We start from the raw sequence: 18,811 nt of genomic DNA, 5'->3' as shown, positions 1-18,811 counted from the left end.
CGGCCGTTTTCGACAAGACTGGAGCGCAAATTAACTGGAACGAAGCCCGTCGATGAATCCGAGGATGCGCGCGCCCAGTTCCGCCGCCAGTGGCAAATTCGGATCCTTGTAGGAGGCCAGCTGGCGCTTGACGTCGTTGGGCACGATGCGCATGACGTGGTTCATGCCTTCGATCAGCGCCAGTTCCGCGTCCGGTTTTGCCGCCTTGAGCAAACGGGCGTCATTGACCCCGACCTGGATGTCATTGCTGCCCTGGATGATCAGCGCCGGCATTTTCAACTTCGCGAACGCCGCAGCGGGGTCTTGGCGGAACAGGGAGATCAGGTACGGCTGCACACTCGGGCGGAAAATCACCTGCAATTGCGGTGGCACGTTGTCGTCGGTTTTCCCGGCCTTGAGGCTGTCGAGCAGCTCATTGCTGCGCTGCATCAGCGGGGGCGGCAGGCGATTGCCCAGTTGCTGGCGCAGGACCTGGTCGATCGGCCGGGCGCTGCCGGACATGGAAATCACCGCCGCCGCATCGACGCTCGGCGCCGCGAGGCTGGCGATCAACGCGCCTTCGCTGTGGCCCAGCAGGATCAGCTGGCTGAAGCGCGGATCGGTCTTGAGTTTTCGCCCCCAGGCTTCGGTGTCGGCCACATAGGCCTCCACCGACAGGTTGCGTTCGTCAGGAGTGGCCGCCAGGCTCGCCGCCACGCCGCGCTTGTCGTAGCGCACGCTGGCGATGTTGTGTTTGGCCAGCACCCATGCCAGGCGCTTGAGGCTGTCATTGCGTCCGCCTTCAGGGTTGTTGCCGTCACGATCGGTCGGGCCGGAGCCGGAAATGATCAGGACCACCGGCACCGGCGTGTCGGATTTTGGCAGCAGCATCGAGCCGAAAAGCTCACCGGTGCCAGTGTCCAGGGTAATCGGCCGTTGCAGGACGGTGGCCTGGGCGAAGCCGGAAATCAGGGTAAGGCTCAAGGCTAGAACTCGCAGCATTGTCGGGCCATCATCATCAAGGTGCCGGTTGGACTCACGCACACCCATAAGGTTCGAGGATGAACTAGTTGGATAGCCTGCGTATACTGGCGCGCATTACGTATTAAGGTTCATTTCACGGAGCGTCCTGCATGTCCGGCAATACCTACGGCAAGCTGTTCACTGTCACCACCGCTGGCGAAAGCCATGGCCCGGCGTTGGTCGCCATTGTCGATGGCTGCCCGCCGGGGCTGGAGATTTCCCTGGAGGATCTGCAGCGCGACCTGGATCGCCGCAAGCCCGGCACCAGCCGCCACACCACCCAGCGCCAGGAAGCCGACGAAGTCGAAATCCTCTCGGGCGTGTTCGAAGGTCGCACCACCGGCTGCGCCATCGGCCTGCTGATCCGCAACACCGACCAGAAGTCCAAGGACTACTCGGCGATCAAGGACTTGTTCCGTCCGGCCCATGCCGACTACACCTACCACCACAAATACGGCGAGCGCGATTATCGCGGCGGCGGCCGCAGCTCGGCCCGGGAAACCGCGATGCGCGTGGCGGCCGGCGCGATTGCCAAGAAGTACCTGGCGACCCAGGGTATTGTCATTCGCGGCTACATGAGCCAGCTCGGCCCGATCGAAATTCCGTTCAAGACCTGGGACTCGGTGGAGCAGAACGCGTTTTTCAGCCCCGATCCGGACAAAGTGCCGGAGTTGGAAGCCTATATGGACCAGTTGCGCCGTGACCAGGATTCGGTTGGCGCGAAGATCACCGTGGTCGCCGAAGGCGTGATGCCGGGCCTGGGCGAGCCGATTTTCGACCGTCTCGATGCGGAACTGGCCCATGCGCTGATGAGCATCAACGCGGTCAAGGGCGTGGAAATCGGCGCCGGTTTCGCCAGCGTCGCCCAGCGCGGCACCGAGCACCGCGATGAGATGACGCCGGAAGGTTTCCTCAGCAACAACGCGGGCGGCATTCTCGGCGGTATCTCGTCCGGCCAGCCGATCGTCGCGCACCTGGCGTTGAAGCCAACGTCCAGCATCACCACGCCGGGTCGTTCCATCGATATCCATGGCAACCCGGTGGACGTCATCACCAAAGGTCGTCACGACCCGTGCGTCGGTATCCGTGCCACGCCGATCGCCGAAGCGATGATGGCCATCGTGCTGATGGACCACCTGCTGCGTCACCGTGGCCAGAACGCCGATGTGCGTGTGAGCACGCCGGTGCTGGGCCAGATCTAACCTGACGGTGGCGGCGCTCCCGTACTGGCGGCTGTCCAGCTTTTATCTGTTCTATTTCGCCTTGCTCGGTTCGACAGCGCCTTTCCTGGCGCTGTACTTCGATCACCTGGGGTTCTCCGCGGCGCGCATCGGCGAGCTGGTGGCCATCCCGATGCTGATGCGTTGCGTGGCGCCGAACCTCTGGGGCTGGCTCGGCGACTACACCGGGCGGCGGCTGGCCATCGTACGCTTGGGCGCCGTGTGCACATTGCTCACGTTTTCGCTGATTTTCGTCAGCCAGACCTATGCCTGGCTGGCGATGGTCATGGCCTTGCACGCGTTCTTCTGGCACGCGGTGCTGCCGCAGTTCGAAGTCATCACCCTGGCGCACCTGCAAGGCCAGGCCTCGCGCTACAGCCAGATTCGCCTCTGGGGCTCGATCGGCTTCATCATCACCGTGGTTGCGCTCGGGCGCCTGTTCGAATGGCTCAGCCTGGACATCTACCCCGCAGCGCTGGTGCTGATCATGGCCGCGATTGTGCTCAGCAGCCTGTGGGTGCCGAACGCCCAACCGGTGCAGGGCGAGCGGTTGACCGGCGATGGTTTCCTCGCGCAACTGCGCAGCCCCGGGGTGTTGGCGTTCTACGCCTGCGTGGCGCTGATGCAGATGAGTCACGGGCCCTATTACACCTTTCTCACCCTGCACCTTGAGCGACTGGGCTACAGCCGTGGCGTGATCGGCATGCTCTGGGCCGTCGGCGTGGTCGCTGAAGTGCTGATGTTCATGGCCATGAGCCGGATCCTCGCGCGGTTCTCGGTTCGGCGCGTGCTGCTGGCGAGTTTTCTGTTGGCGGCGTTGCGTTGGCTGTTGCTCGGTTCGCTGGCCGAATTCCTCTGGGTGTTGTTGTTTGCCCAGGTGCTGCACGCGGCGACGTTCGGCAGCTTTCACGCCGCGGCCATCCAGTTCGTGCAGCGCAGCTTCGGCCCACGCCAGCAAGGGCAGGGCCAGGCGTTGTACGCCGCGCTCGCCGGCACCGGTGGCGCAATGGGCGCGTTGTATTCCGGCTACAGCTGGACGGCCCTCGGCGCGCCCTTAACCTTTAGTATTGCCAGCCTCGCAGCGCTGGCGGCAGCCGTTATCATTGCCACACGAATGCAAGAGGACACGCGCTCCTCCCTCTTGAACCCTTAAGGAGTTGTCCTGATGAGCAGCCTGTCCGTTTATCACGTTTCCAGTCCCGACGTACCCAACAAGGTGCTGACTCATTTCGAAGACATTGCCTCGACCCTCGCCGAGCAGGGCATACGCTTCGACCGCTGGCAGGCCGAGGCGAGGGTCCGTCCCGGTGCCAGCCACGAAGATGTCATCAGCGCCTGCCAGGCGCCCATCGACACGCTGATGACCGGGCACGGGTTGCGCGCGGTGGATGTCATCAGCCTCGACCGCGATCACCCGCAAAAAGAGTCGATACGCGCGAGCTACTTCGCCGAGCACCGCCAGGAAGAAGCCGAAGTTTTACTGTTCGCCGCGGGCAGTGCGTTGTTGTCGGTGCACATCGACGATTACGTCTATGCCGTGCTATGCGAGAAAGGCGACCTGATGGTGCTGCCGGCGGGCACCCGGCAGTGGCTGGACATCGGCGAGCAGCCCTTCGTGGTTGCTCTTCGTCTGTCCGGGACCCAGCCTTGGGTGGCCCATTTCACCGGCGACGACAGCGCTGCTCGATTCCTGGCAATGGACGACTGCTGAACAGCCCACACAACTCACGCCGTGAAGCGCAAGCTTGCACGGCCTGATGATTTACCGCGGCGCGACACTTACAGCGAATGGTAGGTCGGCAGGGCAAAGCGTTGCTGGCTTTGCAGCAGGGAAATTTGCGGCAATTCGCTGGCCTGTTCCGCCACATCGCGGCGAATGGCGCTGATGACCCACGACAGTTGATCGCCATTGTGCAGTTGCTGGTAGGAGATCGAGCGTTTGAATTCCTTACCCTCGCTGCGCAGGGTGAGCAGGATCCCGCCGTCAGGCCGGTCCTGGGTGGTGACATCGAAGTTGGAGAACAAGGAGGTAAATTTTTCTTGGATCAGGCTCATGTCTGTCAGCTCCGTTAGCTCTTGAATGGCAAGCATGGGGAGGTTGTTGCAGTGATTGTGCCAGTATTCCTCTCTATAAAATTCTTATATAAAACAACGACATATGATTTATGACGATTTTCGTATTCGTGCAATCTGCATGAATGGCTATCGTGCATCCTGCATTTTGCGGGGTCGTCGGCGCTTCGATGGAACCATTTGGCGTGCGCGCGCTCACGATTTCAAACGTCGTTGTCGCGGATACAAAACATTGCAAAAACCGCGTGTACAGCTGCAGAACCGTTGACGTATTTTCGGGGTCGATCAACGCCGGCCGACAATAAGAAAAGCCCACGGGAACAGCCATGCGCCGCACGCAGCACGACACGATCACCTGGGGCATGATGCTCCGCAAGCTGCCTTCCATTGGCAAGGCCATTCCTCGCGTGGTCAAGGGCATGAAGGTCGCCAACGTCAAGGATCCGCGCCAAACGTGTGGCCTGGGCTGGTGTTTCGAACAGGCAACCCTGCGTAACCCCGAAGGTCCGGCCTTGCTGTACGGCGAGGTGCAGTTGACGTACGCCCAGGTCAACCGTTGGGCCAATCGCCTCGCCCATCACCTGATCGAGCAAGGCATCGGCAAGGGCGACGTGGTGGCGGTCTTCATCGAGAACCGCCCGGAATTGCTGGTGACTCTCCTGGCGCTGGCCAAGGTCGGCGCCATCAGTGCCTTGCTCAATACCTCGCAAACCCGCGACGCCCTGGCCCATAGCCTGAACCTGGTGACCCCCGCAGCCATTGTCGTCGGCGCGGAGTTGGTGCCGGCCTACCTGACGGTACGCGATCGGGTGTCGATCGAGGTGGCGCGCACCTGGTTCGTCGCCGATCAGGACACCTACAGCCACCCGGGCATCGCGCCCGACGGGTTCGTCAACCTGATGACGGCCAGCATCGACGCCTGTAGCGACAATCCCGCCAGCAGCCGGCAGGTCTTTTTCGACGATCCCTGTTTCTACATCTATACCTCGGGCACCACCGGCTTGCCCAAGGCCGGGGTGTTCAAGCACGGGCGCTGGATGCGCAGTTACGCAAGCTTCGGCATGATCGCTCTGGATATGCGCCCCGAGGACATCGTCTATTGCACGTTGCCGCTGTATCACGCCACCGGCCTGTGCGTGTGCTGGGGCTCGGCCATCAGTGGGGCGTCGGGGTTCGCCATCCGCCGCAAGTTCAGCGCCAGCCAGTTCTGGAGCGATGTGCGCAAGTACCGGGCGACCACCCTGGGCTACGTCGGTGAATTGTGCCGCTACCTGGTCGACCAGCCTGCCAGCGCCGACGACAGCCAGCACGGCGTGACCAAGATGATCGGCAACGGTTTGCGTCCCGGGGCATGGGGCGAATTCAAGACGCGCTTCGCAGTCCAGCACATCTGCGAACTGTACGCCGCCAGTGACGGCAATATCGGCTTCACCAACATCCTCAATTTCGACAATACCGTGGGCTTTTCCCTGATGTCCTGGGAGTTGGCGGCGTATGACCACGACAGCGGTGCGCCGCTGCGTGGCACCAATGGCTTCATGCGCAAGGTCGGCAAGGGCGAGCAGGGGCTGCTGCTCGCCAGGATCGACGACAAGGCACCGCTGGACGGTTACACCGATCCGCACACGACTGAAAAAGTCGTGCTGCACGACGTGTTCGTCAAGGGCGATCGCTACCTCAACACCGGTGACCTGTTGCGCAACATCGGGTTCGGTCATGCGCAGTTTGTCGATCGCCTGGGCGATACCTTCCGCTGGAAGGGGGAAAACGTGTCGACCACCGAGGTCGAGAACATCCTGCTGCAGCACCCGAACATTTCCGAGGCCGTGGCCTATGGCGTGGAGGTGCGCAACACCAACGGCCGTGCCGGGATGGCCGCGATCACCCCCGCGGAATCCCTGGCAACCCTGGACTTCGGCGAGTTGCTGGCCTTCGTCCGGCAACACCTGCCGGCCTACGCGGTGCCGCTGTTCCTGCGGGTGAAAGTGAAAATGGACATCACCGGGACCTTCAAATACCAGAAGACCCGGCTCAAGGACGAAGCCTTCGACCCCGGCCGGACCGGCGATGACCCGATCTACGCCTGGTTGCCGGGCACCGACACCTACGTGCAGGTTACCGGGCAGGTGCTGGCGGACATCCAGGGTGGCAAGCACCGTTATTGAAAAGGACTATGGCCGCGCATCAGAAAAAACAAGTGACAGTGGCGCGCACCCTCGGGAAACTGTCGACTTTGCGAAAAACTGAAAGTGGAGCGTTCAATGACAGACAAAAGCCGCCAGATGACCCCGGAAGAAGCTGCCGAGTTTGCCGAACAGGTCTTCAACAAGGCGCGCGAGGGCGATGCGGCCATGATGGCTGCGCTGCTGAGCAAGGGCCTGCCGCCGAACCTGCGTAATCACAAGGGCGACACCCTGCTGATGCTGGCCGCCTACCACGGTCACGTGGACACGGTAAAAGTCCTGCTCGAACACAAGGCGGACCCGGAAATCCGCAACGACAACGGCCAGAGCCCGATTGCCGGCGCGGCATTCAAGGGCGACCTGGCCGTGATCAAGGCCTTGGTCGAAGGGGGCGCGCAGGTCGAGGGTTCGTCATTCGACGGCCGCACCGCGTTGATGATGGCCGCGATGTTCAACCGCGTCGAAGTCGTCGACTACCTGATTGGCAAGGGTGCCGACCCGAAGGCCAAGGACGCCAACGGCATTACCGCGCTGGACGCCGCCAAAACCATGGGCGCCGTCGATACCGTTGCACAACTGGAAAAACTGCTCGGCTGAAGTCGTTTCGGGCCAGGTCTGAACGGCCTGGCCTGACAGATTCAGTAAACCCAGACCTCGACCCGCCGATTGCGTATCCGTCCCTCATCCTCGCTATTGGCCGCCACCGGCATCTCGGCGCCGAAACCGCGAACGTCACGCAGCACCACGCCACTTTTCACCAGTTCGCGGCGCACGGCCATGGCTCGCAGCTTTGAAAGCAGGTCGGCGCGTGCCGGATCGAGCTTGGCGTCGCCGAACCCGACCAGCGTTACCTGGCGATCGGTTTTGTCGTGCTGCTTCATATAGTCGAGCACCCGTGACAGGTCCTGGCGGGCCTTGTTGTCCAGGCTGGCGCTGCCTTCTTCGAAACGAAAGTTCACCGTCAGGCGCATGGCGTGGCGGCTCAGTGCCTGGTAGCCCTCGGGCATCAACGCATTCGGCGAAACCGTCATGGCCTGGATCGTCTGGGCGATGAAGCCGTTGGCCGCGACGATCGCCTGGCCCTGCCGGCTTTGCGCGAAGGCCACCAGCGCTTCGGCCCAAGGGTTGTTGCGCTTGGGTGGCAGGTAAAAGAACAAACGCCGGGACAGTGGGTAGTCTTCCGTGGCAATCAGGCTGTTGAGCGGCAGCATGGCCATGGACTGGCCGTCGGCAATCGCCACGGCCTTGGCCGAGCGCACGTAGGGCAGTCCGATGAAGCCGATGCCGTGCGGGTCCTGGCTGACGGCGTCGGACAATTGTTCGCTGGACTCGAAACGGCTTGCGCTGCCGCTCAGGGTCTTGCCATGGCCACTGAGCACCAGTTCCCTGAAGGTGTCGTAGGTGCCGGACTGATCATCGCGGGCATAAAGATGGATGGCCCCGCCGTGGCCACCGAGCTCTTCCCAGGTTTTCATCTCGCCACTGAAAATGCGCGCCAGCTGCACCGTGTCGAGTGTGTTCAACGGGTTTTGCGGATGCAGGATGATTGCCAGCCCGTCGATGGCGATGACCTGTTCGGCGGCGGCGCTTTTCAGGTCGCCTAATGCTTGCAGGCTGACCAGCTCGCTGTCCTTGATCGGCCTGGAGGAGGCGGCAAGATCGGCACTTGCCGCTTTCAGCGCGGTGAAGCCGGTACTTGTGCCGTGGGCCGCCAGCTCCACTTCGACCCTGCGGCCTTGTTCGGTTTCACCGACGATACGTGATTCGTTGGGCTGCTCCGTCGCTTCGCGGTGCACCTTGAGCAAACCCTGCTCGCGCATCAATCCCTCGACCAGCGCCGGCCCCAGTGCCGCGCCAATGGTGTTGGAACCCTGGATACGCAGCACCGGACCTTGCCCGGGAATAGGCAAGGCGCTGGCCGCTACCGACAGCGGCAGCCCGGCGCAGAGTATCCACAGAAACCACCCGCGCAGCGACATGCCGGCACCTTTCAAGACCAGGGGAAGTGCCGGGAGAATAAGTCAGAAAGATTTCCGAAAGATGACAGCCCTGTAGGAGCGAGGGTGGCTGATTGATCGTTCCCACGCTCCGCGTGGGAATGCATCCTGTGACGCTCCGCGTCACCATTGCGCACGGCTCACGTCATGCGTCGTCAGCGGAACGCGGAGCGTCCCTGGCGGCATTCCCACGCAGAGCGTGGGAACGATCATCAGGCAGCGGTTTCTTAACTCAACTCCAACCAGATCGGCGCATGATCCGAAGGTTTTTCCATGCCGCGCAGTTCATAGTCCACGCCCGCGTCCTTGATTCGTGGCAGCAGGGCGTGGGACGCCAGGATCAGGTCGATCCGCAGCCCGCGCTTGGGTTCGTCTTCGAATCCGCGGCTTCGGTAGTCGAACCAGCTGAAGCGATCGGCGACATCCGGGTTGAGGTGACGGAAGCTGTCCACCAGGCCCCAGTTTTTCAACCGGGCCATCCACTCGCGCTCTTCCGGCAGGAAGCTGCACTTACCGGTCTTCAGCCAGCGTTTCATGTTGTCCGGGCCGATGCCGATGTCGCAGTCTTCCGGGGAAATGTTCACGTCGCCCATCACCACCAGCGGCTGGTCGTTCTTGAACTGGCTCTCCAGCAGCGCCTGCAGGTCGCTGTAGAAGCGCTGCTTGGCCGGGAACTTGGTCGGGTGGTCGCGGTTTTCACCCTGGGGAAAGTAACCGTTCATGATGGTCACGGGCACACCGTTGGCGTCGGCAAAGGTACCCCAGATAAAGCGGCGCTGAGCGTCTTCTTCATCGGTGGTGAAGCCTTTGTGCAGCGCCAGCGGCTCTTGGCGCGAAAGCAGGGCGACGCCGTAGTGACCCTTTTGCCCATGGAAATACACGTGGTAGCCCAGGGCCTTGATTTCATCGAGTGGAAACTGGTCGTCATGAACCTTGGTTTCCTGCAGCCCGATCACATCGGGCTGATGCTTTTCGATCAGCGCCGCCAGCTGATGCGGGCGAGCGCGCAGCCCGTTGATGTTGAAGGAGACGATCTTCATGGTCGGCAGTCCTGGCAAAAGGGCGATGCTAGCTGACATGCCGACGGGGGGCTAGTGCGCAAGCGTAATCCAGTGTGGTCTAACCTTACTCACGATAACTGACTGTCATCCAACATTGATCTTAGTGACACTCCATAATCGCGAGCAGGGTTCTACAGGTGTTATTGCCAACCTAGAACATCTAACTTGAGGCGTTCGATGTGGGGTGCACTGGTTTGTGTGGGTAAAGAAAATTAATTTTCAAAACTACAGATTTAATATTCGAAAGCTTTCTGGCTTTCATTCCTTCGAATTGAGCGATGGTGATCGTTGTACAGCTTGGTATAAAACATGGTCTTCTCCGGTTCGCGATTAAATATTTCATGTGCGATTTTGAATTGTTTATGCAATTCATAAGTCCTCTGAAAGGTAGTGCCTAATTCTTCATTAATAGTTCTCATGCTCGAGTTGATATTGATACGAGATTCATATGCTTTTTCAGGAAGACTCTGAATGTACTTGTTGAATTTACTGAGTGCGTCGCGGTCTTCGGGGAATTTCTGCTCCATCCCCTTATAAAAAACTTTCTTGCTGGTAAGGTTCGCCCTTCCATCTTCTAGGTATTTTACTGCTTCTCGGTGAATCTTAATTAGGCTTTTTCTAGAATGGTTGGAAAGGTCCATAGTTTGGAGGGTGTTGGTGGATTGATTACGAAATACTTGATTGCGGTTCGTGATGGTTGGATTGTTGTTGAGGAGTTCTGCTACAAGTTGATTTGCTTCTTTGGTCGAAATATCAATCTTTCCAAATCCAAGAAAACGGACACTGCCATTGGGGTCTATCCAGTTCACTGGGTCATTCCCACAATACGCATATGCATTAATCCCCCCTTTCCCAAACGGGCTCAATTTATCCGGGCTGTTAAATCGCATCAACACCGGATTGAACTGCCGATACCCATGACCCAAATGATAATGCCCGGTCACCAAATCCGGCCGTTCACCGTTAAACCCGAGCAGGCTCAACAAACCGCTCTCGAGCGACCGATGCCCAAACGGTGTGTAGGCAATGCGATGAGCCTGGACCGAGTCCGCCGCTGTCAACACTGAACGTTGTTGATCGGTTGCCAGCAGCGTGGTGTCCACCTTGTCGCCCCAACGATTTTGTTGCGCCAGCACATGCTCATCTTGCTGGAAGATGCTGCGTTGCGCGGCGTTCTGGATTTCCGTGGCCAGACGGTCTTTGCAGAAAAAACGCTGGAGTCCGGCCTGCCGGTCTGGTGTCCAGGTGATGGAGCGATCCAGCGCATCGTAGCGGTAGTGACACAATACTGTTTGAAGAGGTGTTGTTGTCATGGCCTGATCTCCGGGCAAGGCTCAAGAAACTGTGATGTGAGCATCGGCTAGTTTTCAGGTTCTGCCTACTATCAGAACTGCTAGTACGGTGGGTGTCATGGCAGCGCTATCGCTTCGTCGCCAGCATTGGCGGGGCGCACTTCAGGACGCCTTCGCCGGCAAGTCGGATCGCCGCACCGCGGGCTCCTACAGGTTGCGACTTGTTTAACTCAGCCGAAAGTTGGTCTATACCTTGGTAGACCCAGCAAAACCGCTGTTTTGAAATCAACAAGGAACTGTGCGCGCACCCAGAGGCTCGTACCAACAAGAGCGCCTCCGTTTTGAGCGGCGCCCCGGGGAGATAGTCCGTCATGCCCGAAACCTCGACCGCCATTGCCGATATCCACATGCTCGACAGTGGCTACTCCCGTGAAGCCCGCTCGCTGTTGTACCAGGCCTATCGCCACGAGCCGACGTTCAGCTACCTGTTCGAAGCCGAGCGTCCCGGCTATGAACAACGGGTGCGTGCCACCGTGCGTGAGTTGGTCAAGCAGCACTTTTTCCAGGAGTTGCCGGCCATCGGCTTGCTGGTCAACGACCGGCTGATCGGCATCGCCCTGATCGCGCCGCCGCAACGGCGTCTGGGCGTGACTGAAAGTTGGGCCTGGCGCCTGCGCATGGTGCTCAGTACCGGTTTTCGCTGCACCCGTCGCTACCTGGAATATCACGACGCCGTCGCTGCCTGCGTGCCGAACGACTCGGTGCACGTGCTGCCGTTGCTGGGGGTTCACCCGCAATTCCAGGGCAAGCACTTTGGCGAGCAGCTGTTGCAGGCGGTGCACAACTGGTGCGCGGTGGATGAAAACTCCCAGGGCGTGATTCTCGACACCGGCAACCCTCGTTACCTGGACTTCTATAAGCGCCAGGGCTATGAGGAAATCGGCGAGGTGGCCGTGGGGCCGATTCGCGAACACGTGTTTTTTCACGCCAATCCGCAGGTATTACATACAGCAACAGCTTGAGGTCGAACTTTCCGTGCACGCCAGGCTCTATCACGCTCCACGCTCGTGATAGCATCCGCGCCTATGAAGTTTCCAGGAAGAATTACCAGTGGCGTGCTGATGCTGATTACCAGCTGCACGGCGCTGGCGCAAAGTGAATTGGATGTGCGGATCAAACCGTCCAACGATGCACTGAAGGCCAATATAGAGGGCTATATCGGCAGTCTCGGCGATCGTGACGAAGAAGCCTTGCTGCGCTTCAGTCGTGGCGCCGAGGAACAGGCGCGCAAGGCCGCCCAGGCCTTGGGTTACTACCAGCCGCACATCGACAGCGAGGTGAAGGCGGGCAAGACGCCGCGCCTGGTGCTGACCATCGAGCCCGGCGAGCCGGTGCGTTTGCGCAACATCACGATCCGCGTCGACGGGCCGGCGGCCAGCCTCAAAGCCTTTCGTGTGCCCAAAAGCAAGGCGCTGCAAACCGGTGCGGTGCTCAACCACGGTCAGTACGAGGACGCCAAGCGTCTGATCCAGAACCAGGCCTCGCGCTATGGCTTTTTCAGTGGCCACTTTACCCGCCAGAAGTTGTCGGTCGACCCGCGGGCCGGCGTGGCCGATATCGAGCTGATCTACGACAGCGGCCCGCGCTATTCGCTGGGCAAGGTCAGTTTCGAAGGCGACACGCCGTTCGACGAAGACCTGCTGCAACGTATGGTGCCGTTCAAGGCCGGTACGCCGTATGACTCCGAACTGATCGCCGAACTCAACCAGGCGCTGCAGTCGAGTGGCTATTTCGAAGGCGTGCGGGTCGACGCGGCGCCAACCGCGTCCAAGGACGATGTTATCCCGGTGGACGTCAAGCTCGAAACCCGCAAGCCACGCACCATGGGCCTGGGCCTTGGCTACTCCACCGACGTTGGCCCACGGGTCAAGGCCAACTGGACCCGGCACTGGGTCAACCCCCAGGGCCACAGTTATGGCTGGGAGACCGAAATCTCGGCGCCACGGCAAAACGTCGGGGTGTTCTACGACATTCCCCTGGACCCGCCGCTGACCGACAAACTGCGCTTCGCCGGTGGTTATCAGAACGAAGAAATCGCCGACAAGGACAGCCTCAGCAAGTTGCTGACCGTCGGCCCTGAGTGGCACAGCAAGTTGCCCAGCGGCTGGCAGCGGGTGGTGTCGCTGAAGTGGCAGCGCGAGGAATACCGACTGGGCGACGACTCCGGCCTCAGTACGCTGCTGATGCCCGGTGTGAGCTATTCGTACCTCAAAAGCGACAACCGCATCGACCCACATAACGGTTATCGCCTGCAGTTCGAAAGCAAGGTCGCCAAGGAAGGCCTGGGTTCCGATAACAACCTGCTGTACGGCACCGCGCTGGTCAAAGGCCTGACCACGGTGTTCGACAAACACCGCTTGCTCGGTCGGGTGCAGGTCGGCGGCAGCGCCACCAACGGCTACAAGTCGATACCGCCATCGTTGCGCTTCTTCGCCGGTGGTGACCAGAGTGTGCGCGGTTACGACTACCAGAGCCTGTCCCCGGAAAACAACCAGGGTGACCGCATCGGTGGTCGCTACATGGTCACCGCCAGCGCCGAATACCAGTATTCCGTTGCAGAAAAATGGCGCGTGGCGACTTTCGTCGACCAGGGCAACTCCTTTAATACACTTGAACTGCCGAACCTCAAGACCGGGGTCGGTATCGGCGTGCGCTGGATCTCTCCGGTGGGGCCGATTCGCCTCGACCTGGCCCATGCGCTGGACGACGATGGCGGCATTCGATTGCACTTTTCCATGGGACCTGAGCTGTGAAGCGTGGCTTGAAAGTAACGCTGTTGGCCGTTCTGGCGCTGTTGATGCTGGTGGTTTTGACCCTGGCCACAGTGTTGGGCACGGCGCCGGGTAGTCGCTGGGCGCTCGGGTTTGTGCCGGGCTTGAACCTGGACAATTTCCAGGGGCGCCTGGGCGGACAGTGGAGCGCCGACCATGTGCGGTGGCAGCAGGACGCCAGCCGGGTCGAACTCGATAAGGTCATCTTCGCCTGGTCGCCGCTGTGCCTGACGCGCATGACCCTGTGCATCGAGCAATTGCAGGCTGATCGGGTCAGCCTGCAATTGCCGCCTGGCGAGGAGGAAGAGAGCAGTGGGCCGATCAGTCTTCCTGACTTGAAACTGCCCCTGGCGCTCGAACTGGGGGATATCCGGGTTGGCAGCCTGCTGTTCAACGGCAGCGAACAACTCAAGGGCTTGCAACTGGCGGCGCACTGGACCGCCAACGGCTTGCAGATCGACTCGGTGCAATTGCAGCGCGATGAGTTGAGCCTGCACCTGTCCGGCCTGCTGCAACCAACCGGCAATTGGCCGCTCAAGGCCGAAGGTAAGCTGACCCTGCCCGCACCCGGTAGCGGACCTTGGGCGCTAGCGCTGAAGGTTGACGGCGACCTGCTCAAGACCCTGAACCTGAAAGCCGACAGCAGCGGTTACCTCAATGGGCAACTCACCGGCCAGCTGCAACCCCTGGTGGAAAACCTGCCGGCCACGCTGCGCATCACCGCTGACGGCTTCAAGCCCAGCGCCGATTTACCCGACACCCTGACACTCAACCAGCTTGAGCTGACGGGCACCGGTGACCTGAAAAATGGCTATCAATTAGTCGGCAAGGCCACGCTGCCTGCCGAGCAGGGCCCGGTCGCGCTGGCGCTGCAAGGCAAGGTCGACGCCAGCGGTGCGCAGATCGCCGCGCTGGACCTGACCGCCAACGACAAGCAAAGCCTCAAGCTCACGGGGCAACTGGACTGGAGCAAGGGCCTGAGTGCTGATGCCAAAATCGCCTGGCTGGATTTCCCGTGGCACCGTCTCTATCCGCTGATCGACGAACCGCAAGTGGCCCTGCGCAGCTTCAACGGTGACGTCTCCTACACCGACGGCAAATACCTGGGGCACTTCGACGCCGCGCTGGATGGCCCGGCCGGGGCGTTCAGCCTGGCCAGCCCGTTCGCCGGCGACCTGACGAAAATCTACCTGCAACAGATCCAGCTCGTCGCCGGGCAGGGCAAGGCCGAAGGGCACCTGAACCTGCAATTCGCCGACGGCATCGCCTGGGACACTGCACTGGATCTTTCCGCGATCGACCCGGCGTACTGGGTCGCGGAACTGCCGGGCACCCTGGCCGGCCCGTTGCGCAGCAAAGGCGAGATGAAGAATGAAAAGCTCAGCCTGAGCGCCGACCTGGATCTGAAAGGCAAGCTGCGTGGCCAGCCGGCCGTCCTGCAAGCCAAGGCCGATGGCAGTGGCGAGCAATGGAATCTGAACGCCCTGCAGATTCGCCTCGGCGACAACAGCATCAATGGCAAGGGCAGCCTGCAACAAAAACTCACCGGGCAGATCGACATCAAGCTGCTGCGCCTGGCCCAGCTCTGGCCGCAATTGCGCGGCCAGGTCAATGGCCGGGTCGATGTCGCCGGCACGCTCAAGGCACCGCAAGGCAAGCTCGGGTTGCAGGGCACGCAACTGGCTTTCCAGGACAATCGCCTGCAAAGCCTGAACCTGGACGCGACACTCGACAGCGCGCAACGGGCGAAAATCGATCTCAAGGGCAGCGGCATCCAGGCGGGTGATACCTCGCTGGGCACCCTGACCGCCAGCGGGCAGGGCGACATCAGGAACCAGAAACTGAACCTCGACCTGCAAGGGCCCAAGCTCAAGCTCGCGCTCGGCCTCGATGGTGCGCTGGACAAAGGCAACTGGCGCGGGCGCCTGGCCAGCGGCGACATCCAGGCCGGCGGCCAGGACTGGAAGCTGCAGGGGCCGGCGAAATTGGAGCGCCTGGCGGACGGCAAAATCAATTTCGGCGCCCATTGCTGGGCGTCTGGCCCGGCCAGTCTGTGCGGTGAAGACCAGCGCCTGATGCCCGAGCCGAAGCTGCGTTATCACCTCAAGCAATTCCCCATCGACAGCCTCGCCCAGTGGTTGCCCAAGGATTTTGCCTGGCAAGGCCGGCTCAATGCCGACGTGCAACTGGACTTGCCAGCCAGCGGCCCGAACGGCGTGATCAGCATCGATGCCAGCGGCGGCACGTTGCGCGTGCGCGAGAAAGATCAGTGGCTGGATTTCCCCTACCAAACCCTGAAACTCACCAGCCAGCTGACGCCCAAGCGCATCGATAGCGAGCTGAATTTCGTCGGCGGCAAACTCGGCGAATTGAACGTGCAGGCACAGCTCAACCCGTTGCCGAAGAACAAGCCGCTGACCGGTACCTTTCGCTTGAATGGCCTGGATTTGTCAGTAGCACGGCCGTTTGTGCCCATGGTCGAGAAACTGTCCGGTCGCTTGAATGGCAGCGGCACGATTGCTGGTGGCCTGCTGGCGCCGCAGGTCAATGGCAATCTGTTGCTCAGCGACGGCGAGGTTTCCGGCGCCGAGTTGCCGATGGAGATTCAAGCGTTGCAATTGCAGGCGCTGATCGCCGGTGAATCCGTGCAGCTCAACGGCGGCTGGAAAAGCGGCAAGACCGGGCAGGGTAGCTTGAACGGCAACATCGCCTGGGGCCAGGCGCTGGTGGTGGACCTGGCGCTCAAGGGCTCGCAGTTGCCGGTCAGCGTCGAACCTTACGCCAAGGTCGAAGTGGCGCCGGACCTGAAAATCTCGATGAAGGGTGATGAACTGGCCATCGCTGGCAAAGTGCAGGTGCCCAAGGGCGACATCACCATTCGCGAGTTGCCGCCCTCGACGGTCAAGGTGTCCGATGACACGGTGATCGTCGGGCAGCAGACCGAGGCGGGCAAACCGCCCCTGGCGATGAAAATGGACATCGATGTGGTGGTCGGTGAAGACAAGCTGAGCTTTGCCGGGTTTGGCCTGACCGCCAAAGTGCAGGGGCATGTGCACATCGGTGACAACATGGACACCCGTGGTGAGCTATGGCTCAACGACGGCCGGTACCGTGCCTACGGCCAGCGGCTGACGGTGCGCCGGGCGCGGTTGCTGTTCGCAGGTCCCATCGACCAGCCGTACCTGGACATCGAGGCGATCCGCCAGACCGACGATGTGATCGCCGGCATCCGCTTGAGCGGCAGTGCCGAGCAACCGACCACGCAGATTTTCTCGGAACCGGCCCTGGCACAGGAGCAGGCGTTGTCCTACCTGGTGCTGGGGCGTCCGCTGAGTACCAACGGTGAAGACAACAACATGCTCGCCCAGGCCGCGCTTGGCCTGGGCCTGATGGGCAGCTCCGGCGTGACCGGCAGCCTGGCGAAAAACCTGGGCATCGATGATTTCCAGCTTGATACCGAGGGCAGTGGCAACACCACCAGCGTGGTCGCCAGCGGCAACCTTTCGGAGAAGCTCAGCCTGCGTTATGGCGTCGGTGTGTTCGAGCCGGCCAATACCATTGCCTTGCGCTACAAGCTGAGCAAAAAGGTTTACCTTGAAGCCGCCGGTGGCGTGGCCAGCTCGTTGGATATCTTTTATAAGCGGGATTTCTGATCCGGTGTAAATCCTGTGCGCCGGCCTTCGCGGTGTCAGGGCGTACGCGAACCCTGTAGGAGCTGGCTTGCCAGCGAAGGCGGCCTTCCTGTCGACAACAATGTTGCCTGACCTACCGCTTTCGCTGGCAAGCCAGCTCCTACAGGGATTGGTGGTGTCAGAATTGGGTGGTTTGCCTGAGCATCTGCGCCGTCGGCGTATTTGCCGGGCTGACCATTGCGTAGTTGTACCCACCCCCGGACCAGTACTCGGCCTGCAAGCCTCCATCACTACGGCTGCCCCTGGGCAGCAGGAAGTTCTTCGGTCCTGGCGGGCGCACGTAGAAGCTGATTTTTTGCCCGCCCTGATCCTCGTAGACCACCATCGCCGCCGGTCCTTGCTCGGTGCTGAGCAAGCGCCCGCTGGCTGGTTTGAAACCTGCGCCCGACAAGTCAGGCAGGCGATTGGCCTGGGTGAAATAACGGTCGAGCCAGCCCTGCATGTCACCGTCGTCGCCCGCGTTGTAGTCGGCCGGCAGGATGCCTTGCTGGGCAATCAGACGGTAAGCCTGCATGGCATCGGCCATCGGTTGCGCTGCGCTGAGGAGGGTCATTTCCCGGGCCTGCCAGCCGCTGACCCCACCGATGCTGACAGCGATCAGCAATACCGCGGCGCTGGCCAGGTGGCGACGGGACTGGCGCTGGAGACGCTGGCGAATGACAGTCGGGTCCAGATCGGGGTTGGCCGGCTGCTGCAAGGCGCCGCCGAGGGCTGCGCGCAGGTGCTGGGCATCCTGCTGCCAACCGCGAACCTGCGCGGCCACCTGCGTGTTGCTGGCCAGGAAAGTCTCTACCAGACGCCGGTCTTCCTCGCCGAGCTGATGGTCGACGTAAGCGTGCAGGTCGCGCTCGCTGGGGGGCATGCTGATCATTTGAGTCTCCGCAGGGAAGGGCGGTTGATTTCGCCATCGCTGAGTTGGCGCAGGGCCTGGCGGGCCCGGGACAGGCGGGACATCACGGTGCCGGTGGGCACGTCGAGAATCTCGGCGACCTCTTTGTAACTCAGGCCCTCAACCGACACCCACAGCAGCAACGCGCGCTGTTCGGTGGGCAGTCGATCGAAGGCGTTGAGGGTCGACTGGGCGATCACGGTACGCTCCACCGAAGGCTGCGCATCGTCGCGCCCGGTAAAGAATTCGAGCATTCGCGCGTAGCGGCGGGTACGGCGGTGAGCATCGAGAAACTGTCGATACAGAATCGAGAACAACCAGGCGCGCAAGTCGCCCTCGACGCGCTTGTCGCCCCAACTCGACAGCGCACGCTCCAGACACGACTGCACCAGATCGTCGGCGCTGCTCGGATTACGCGTGAGCGATACGGCGAAGCGGCGCAATCTGGGAATGATTTCTCTCAGTTGTTCGTCGATATCGTTCATGAATTTCTGGTTACTCACTACGCTTTGAACCAGGAAGACGCTTGGCGTGGGAGGTTATTCCACGCCCGGAAAAATAAATACCGGGC

Annotated in this window: 15 protein-coding genes; 8 read left to right on the top strand and 7 right to left on the bottom strand. The window is 61.2% G+C overall.

Going from position 1 to position 18,811, the window contains the following annotated elements:
- Positions 1–30: 30 nt before the first annotated feature.
- Positions 31–1,029 (bottom strand): alpha/beta hydrolase, encoded by a 999-nt coding sequence (locus HFK74_RS26355; protein WP_180206023.1) that lies wholly within the window; start codon positions 1,027–1,029, stop codon positions 31–33.
- Between the two features lie 83 nt (positions 1,030–1,112).
- Between HFK74_RS26355 and aroC the strand changes: the two genes are divergently transcribed.
- Genes aroC through HFK74_RS26340 form a run of 3 tightly spaced genes read left to right on the top strand, consistent with a single transcriptional unit; the run spans position 1,113 to position 3,933 of the window.
- On the top strand, positions 1,113–2,204 hold the full coding sequence (gene aroC, locus HFK74_RS26350; RefSeq protein ID WP_008057266.1) for a chorismate synthase: 1,092 nt from the start codon (positions 1,113–1,115) through the stop codon (positions 2,202–2,204).
- Positions 2,205–2,211: 7 nt separating this feature from the next.
- Positions 2,212–3,375: an MFS transporter gene (locus HFK74_RS26345; RefSeq protein WP_180206022.1), complete on the top strand. Its 1,164-nt coding sequence runs from the start codon at positions 2,212–2,214 to the stop codon at positions 3,373–3,375.
- A gap of 12 nt (positions 3,376–3,387) precedes the next feature.
- Positions 3,388–3,933 carry an acireductone dioxygenase gene (locus tag HFK74_RS26340; RefSeq protein ID WP_180206021.1) on the top strand — a complete coding sequence of 182 codons (546 nt, stop codon included), beginning with the start codon at positions 3,388–3,390 and terminating at the stop codon, positions 3,931–3,933.
- A 68-nt stretch (positions 3,934–4,001) separates the two neighbouring features.
- Here HFK74_RS26340 and HFK74_RS26335 read toward each other — a convergent pair whose 3' ends face one another.
- Positions 4,002–4,277: a DUF3509 domain-containing protein gene (locus HFK74_RS26335; protein ID WP_180206020.1), complete on the bottom strand. Its 276-nt coding sequence runs from the start codon at positions 4,275–4,277 to the stop codon at positions 4,002–4,004.
- 344 nt (positions 4,278–4,621) lie between these two features.
- Between HFK74_RS26335 and HFK74_RS26330 the strand changes: the two genes are divergently transcribed.
- Together HFK74_RS26330 and HFK74_RS26325 are read left to right on the top strand one after the other, a co-directional pair.
- Entirely contained in the window at positions 4,622–6,460 is a 1,839-nt protein-coding gene (locus tag HFK74_RS26330) for a long-chain-acyl-CoA synthetase (protein ID WP_180206019.1), read from the top strand.
- Between the two features lie 96 nt (positions 6,461–6,556).
- Entirely contained in the window at positions 6,557–7,075 is a 519-nt protein-coding gene (locus HFK74_RS26325) for an ankyrin repeat domain-containing protein (protein WP_180206018.1), read from the top strand.
- Positions 7,076–7,116: 41 nt separating this feature from the next.
- Here HFK74_RS26325 and HFK74_RS26320 read toward each other — a convergent pair whose 3' ends face one another.
- From HFK74_RS26320 to HFK74_RS26310, 3 genes are all read right to left on the bottom strand, one after another.
- The gene (locus HFK74_RS26320; protein ID WP_180206017.1) at positions 7,117–8,457 is read right to left on the bottom strand and encodes a phosphate ABC transporter substrate-binding/OmpA family protein; all 1,341 of its coding nucleotides are present in this window, start codon (positions 8,455–8,457) and stop codon (positions 7,117–7,119) included.
- 245 nt (positions 8,458–8,702) lie between these two features.
- On the bottom strand, positions 8,703–9,515 hold the full coding sequence (gene xthA / locus HFK74_RS26315; RefSeq protein ID WP_180206016.1) for an exodeoxyribonuclease III: 813 nt from the start codon (positions 9,513–9,515) through the stop codon (positions 8,703–8,705).
- A gap of 254 nt (positions 9,516–9,769) precedes the next feature.
- Positions 9,770–10,849 (bottom strand): RHS repeat-associated core domain-containing protein, encoded by a 1,080-nt coding sequence (locus HFK74_RS26310; protein ID WP_180206015.1) that lies wholly within the window; start codon positions 10,847–10,849, stop codon positions 9,770–9,772.
- Between the two features lie 350 nt (positions 10,850–11,199).
- On the opposite strand from HFK74_RS26310, the gene HFK74_RS26305 reads away from it, so the two are divergent.
- From HFK74_RS26305 to HFK74_RS26295, 3 genes are all read left to right on the top strand, one after another.
- On the top strand, positions 11,200–11,850 hold the full coding sequence (locus HFK74_RS26305; protein ID WP_008057251.1) for an N-acetyltransferase: 651 nt from the start codon (positions 11,200–11,202) through the stop codon (positions 11,848–11,850).
- Between the two features lie 63 nt (positions 11,851–11,913).
- Positions 11,914–13,641 carry an autotransporter assembly complex family protein gene (locus tag HFK74_RS26300; protein ID WP_180206014.1) on the top strand — a complete coding sequence of 576 codons (1,728 nt, stop codon included), beginning with the start codon at positions 11,914–11,916 and terminating at the stop codon, positions 13,639–13,641.
- Positions 13,638–17,312 (top strand): translocation/assembly module TamB domain-containing protein, encoded by a 3,675-nt coding sequence (locus tag HFK74_RS26295; RefSeq protein ID WP_180206013.1) that lies wholly within the window; start codon positions 13,638–13,640, stop codon positions 17,310–17,312. The genes HFK74_RS26300 and HFK74_RS26295 overlap by 4 nt, the downstream gene beginning before the upstream one ends.
- A gap of 157 nt (positions 17,313–17,469) precedes the next feature.
- Here HFK74_RS26295 and HFK74_RS26290 read toward each other — a convergent pair whose 3' ends face one another.
- Both HFK74_RS26290 and HFK74_RS26285 read right to left on the bottom strand, forming a co-directional pair.
- Positions 17,470–18,222 carry an anti-sigma factor gene (locus tag HFK74_RS26290; RefSeq protein WP_180206012.1) on the bottom strand — a complete coding sequence of 251 codons (753 nt, stop codon included), beginning with the start codon at positions 18,220–18,222 and terminating at the stop codon, positions 17,470–17,472.
- Positions 18,219–18,725, bottom strand: coding sequence for an RNA polymerase sigma factor (locus HFK74_RS26285; RefSeq protein WP_180206011.1), 507 nt, complete (start codon positions 18,723–18,725; stop codon positions 18,219–18,221). The genes HFK74_RS26290 and HFK74_RS26285 overlap by 4 nt, the downstream gene beginning before the upstream one ends.
- Positions 18,726–18,811: the final 86 nt, after the last annotated feature.

The organism is Pseudomonas sp. SbOxS1 (genome assembly GCF_013416725.1).
Taxonomy (GTDB): Bacteria; Pseudomonadota; Gammaproteobacteria; order Pseudomonadales; family Pseudomonadaceae; genus Aquipseudomonas.
This window is presented reverse-complemented; position numbering and strand designations above follow the sequence as displayed.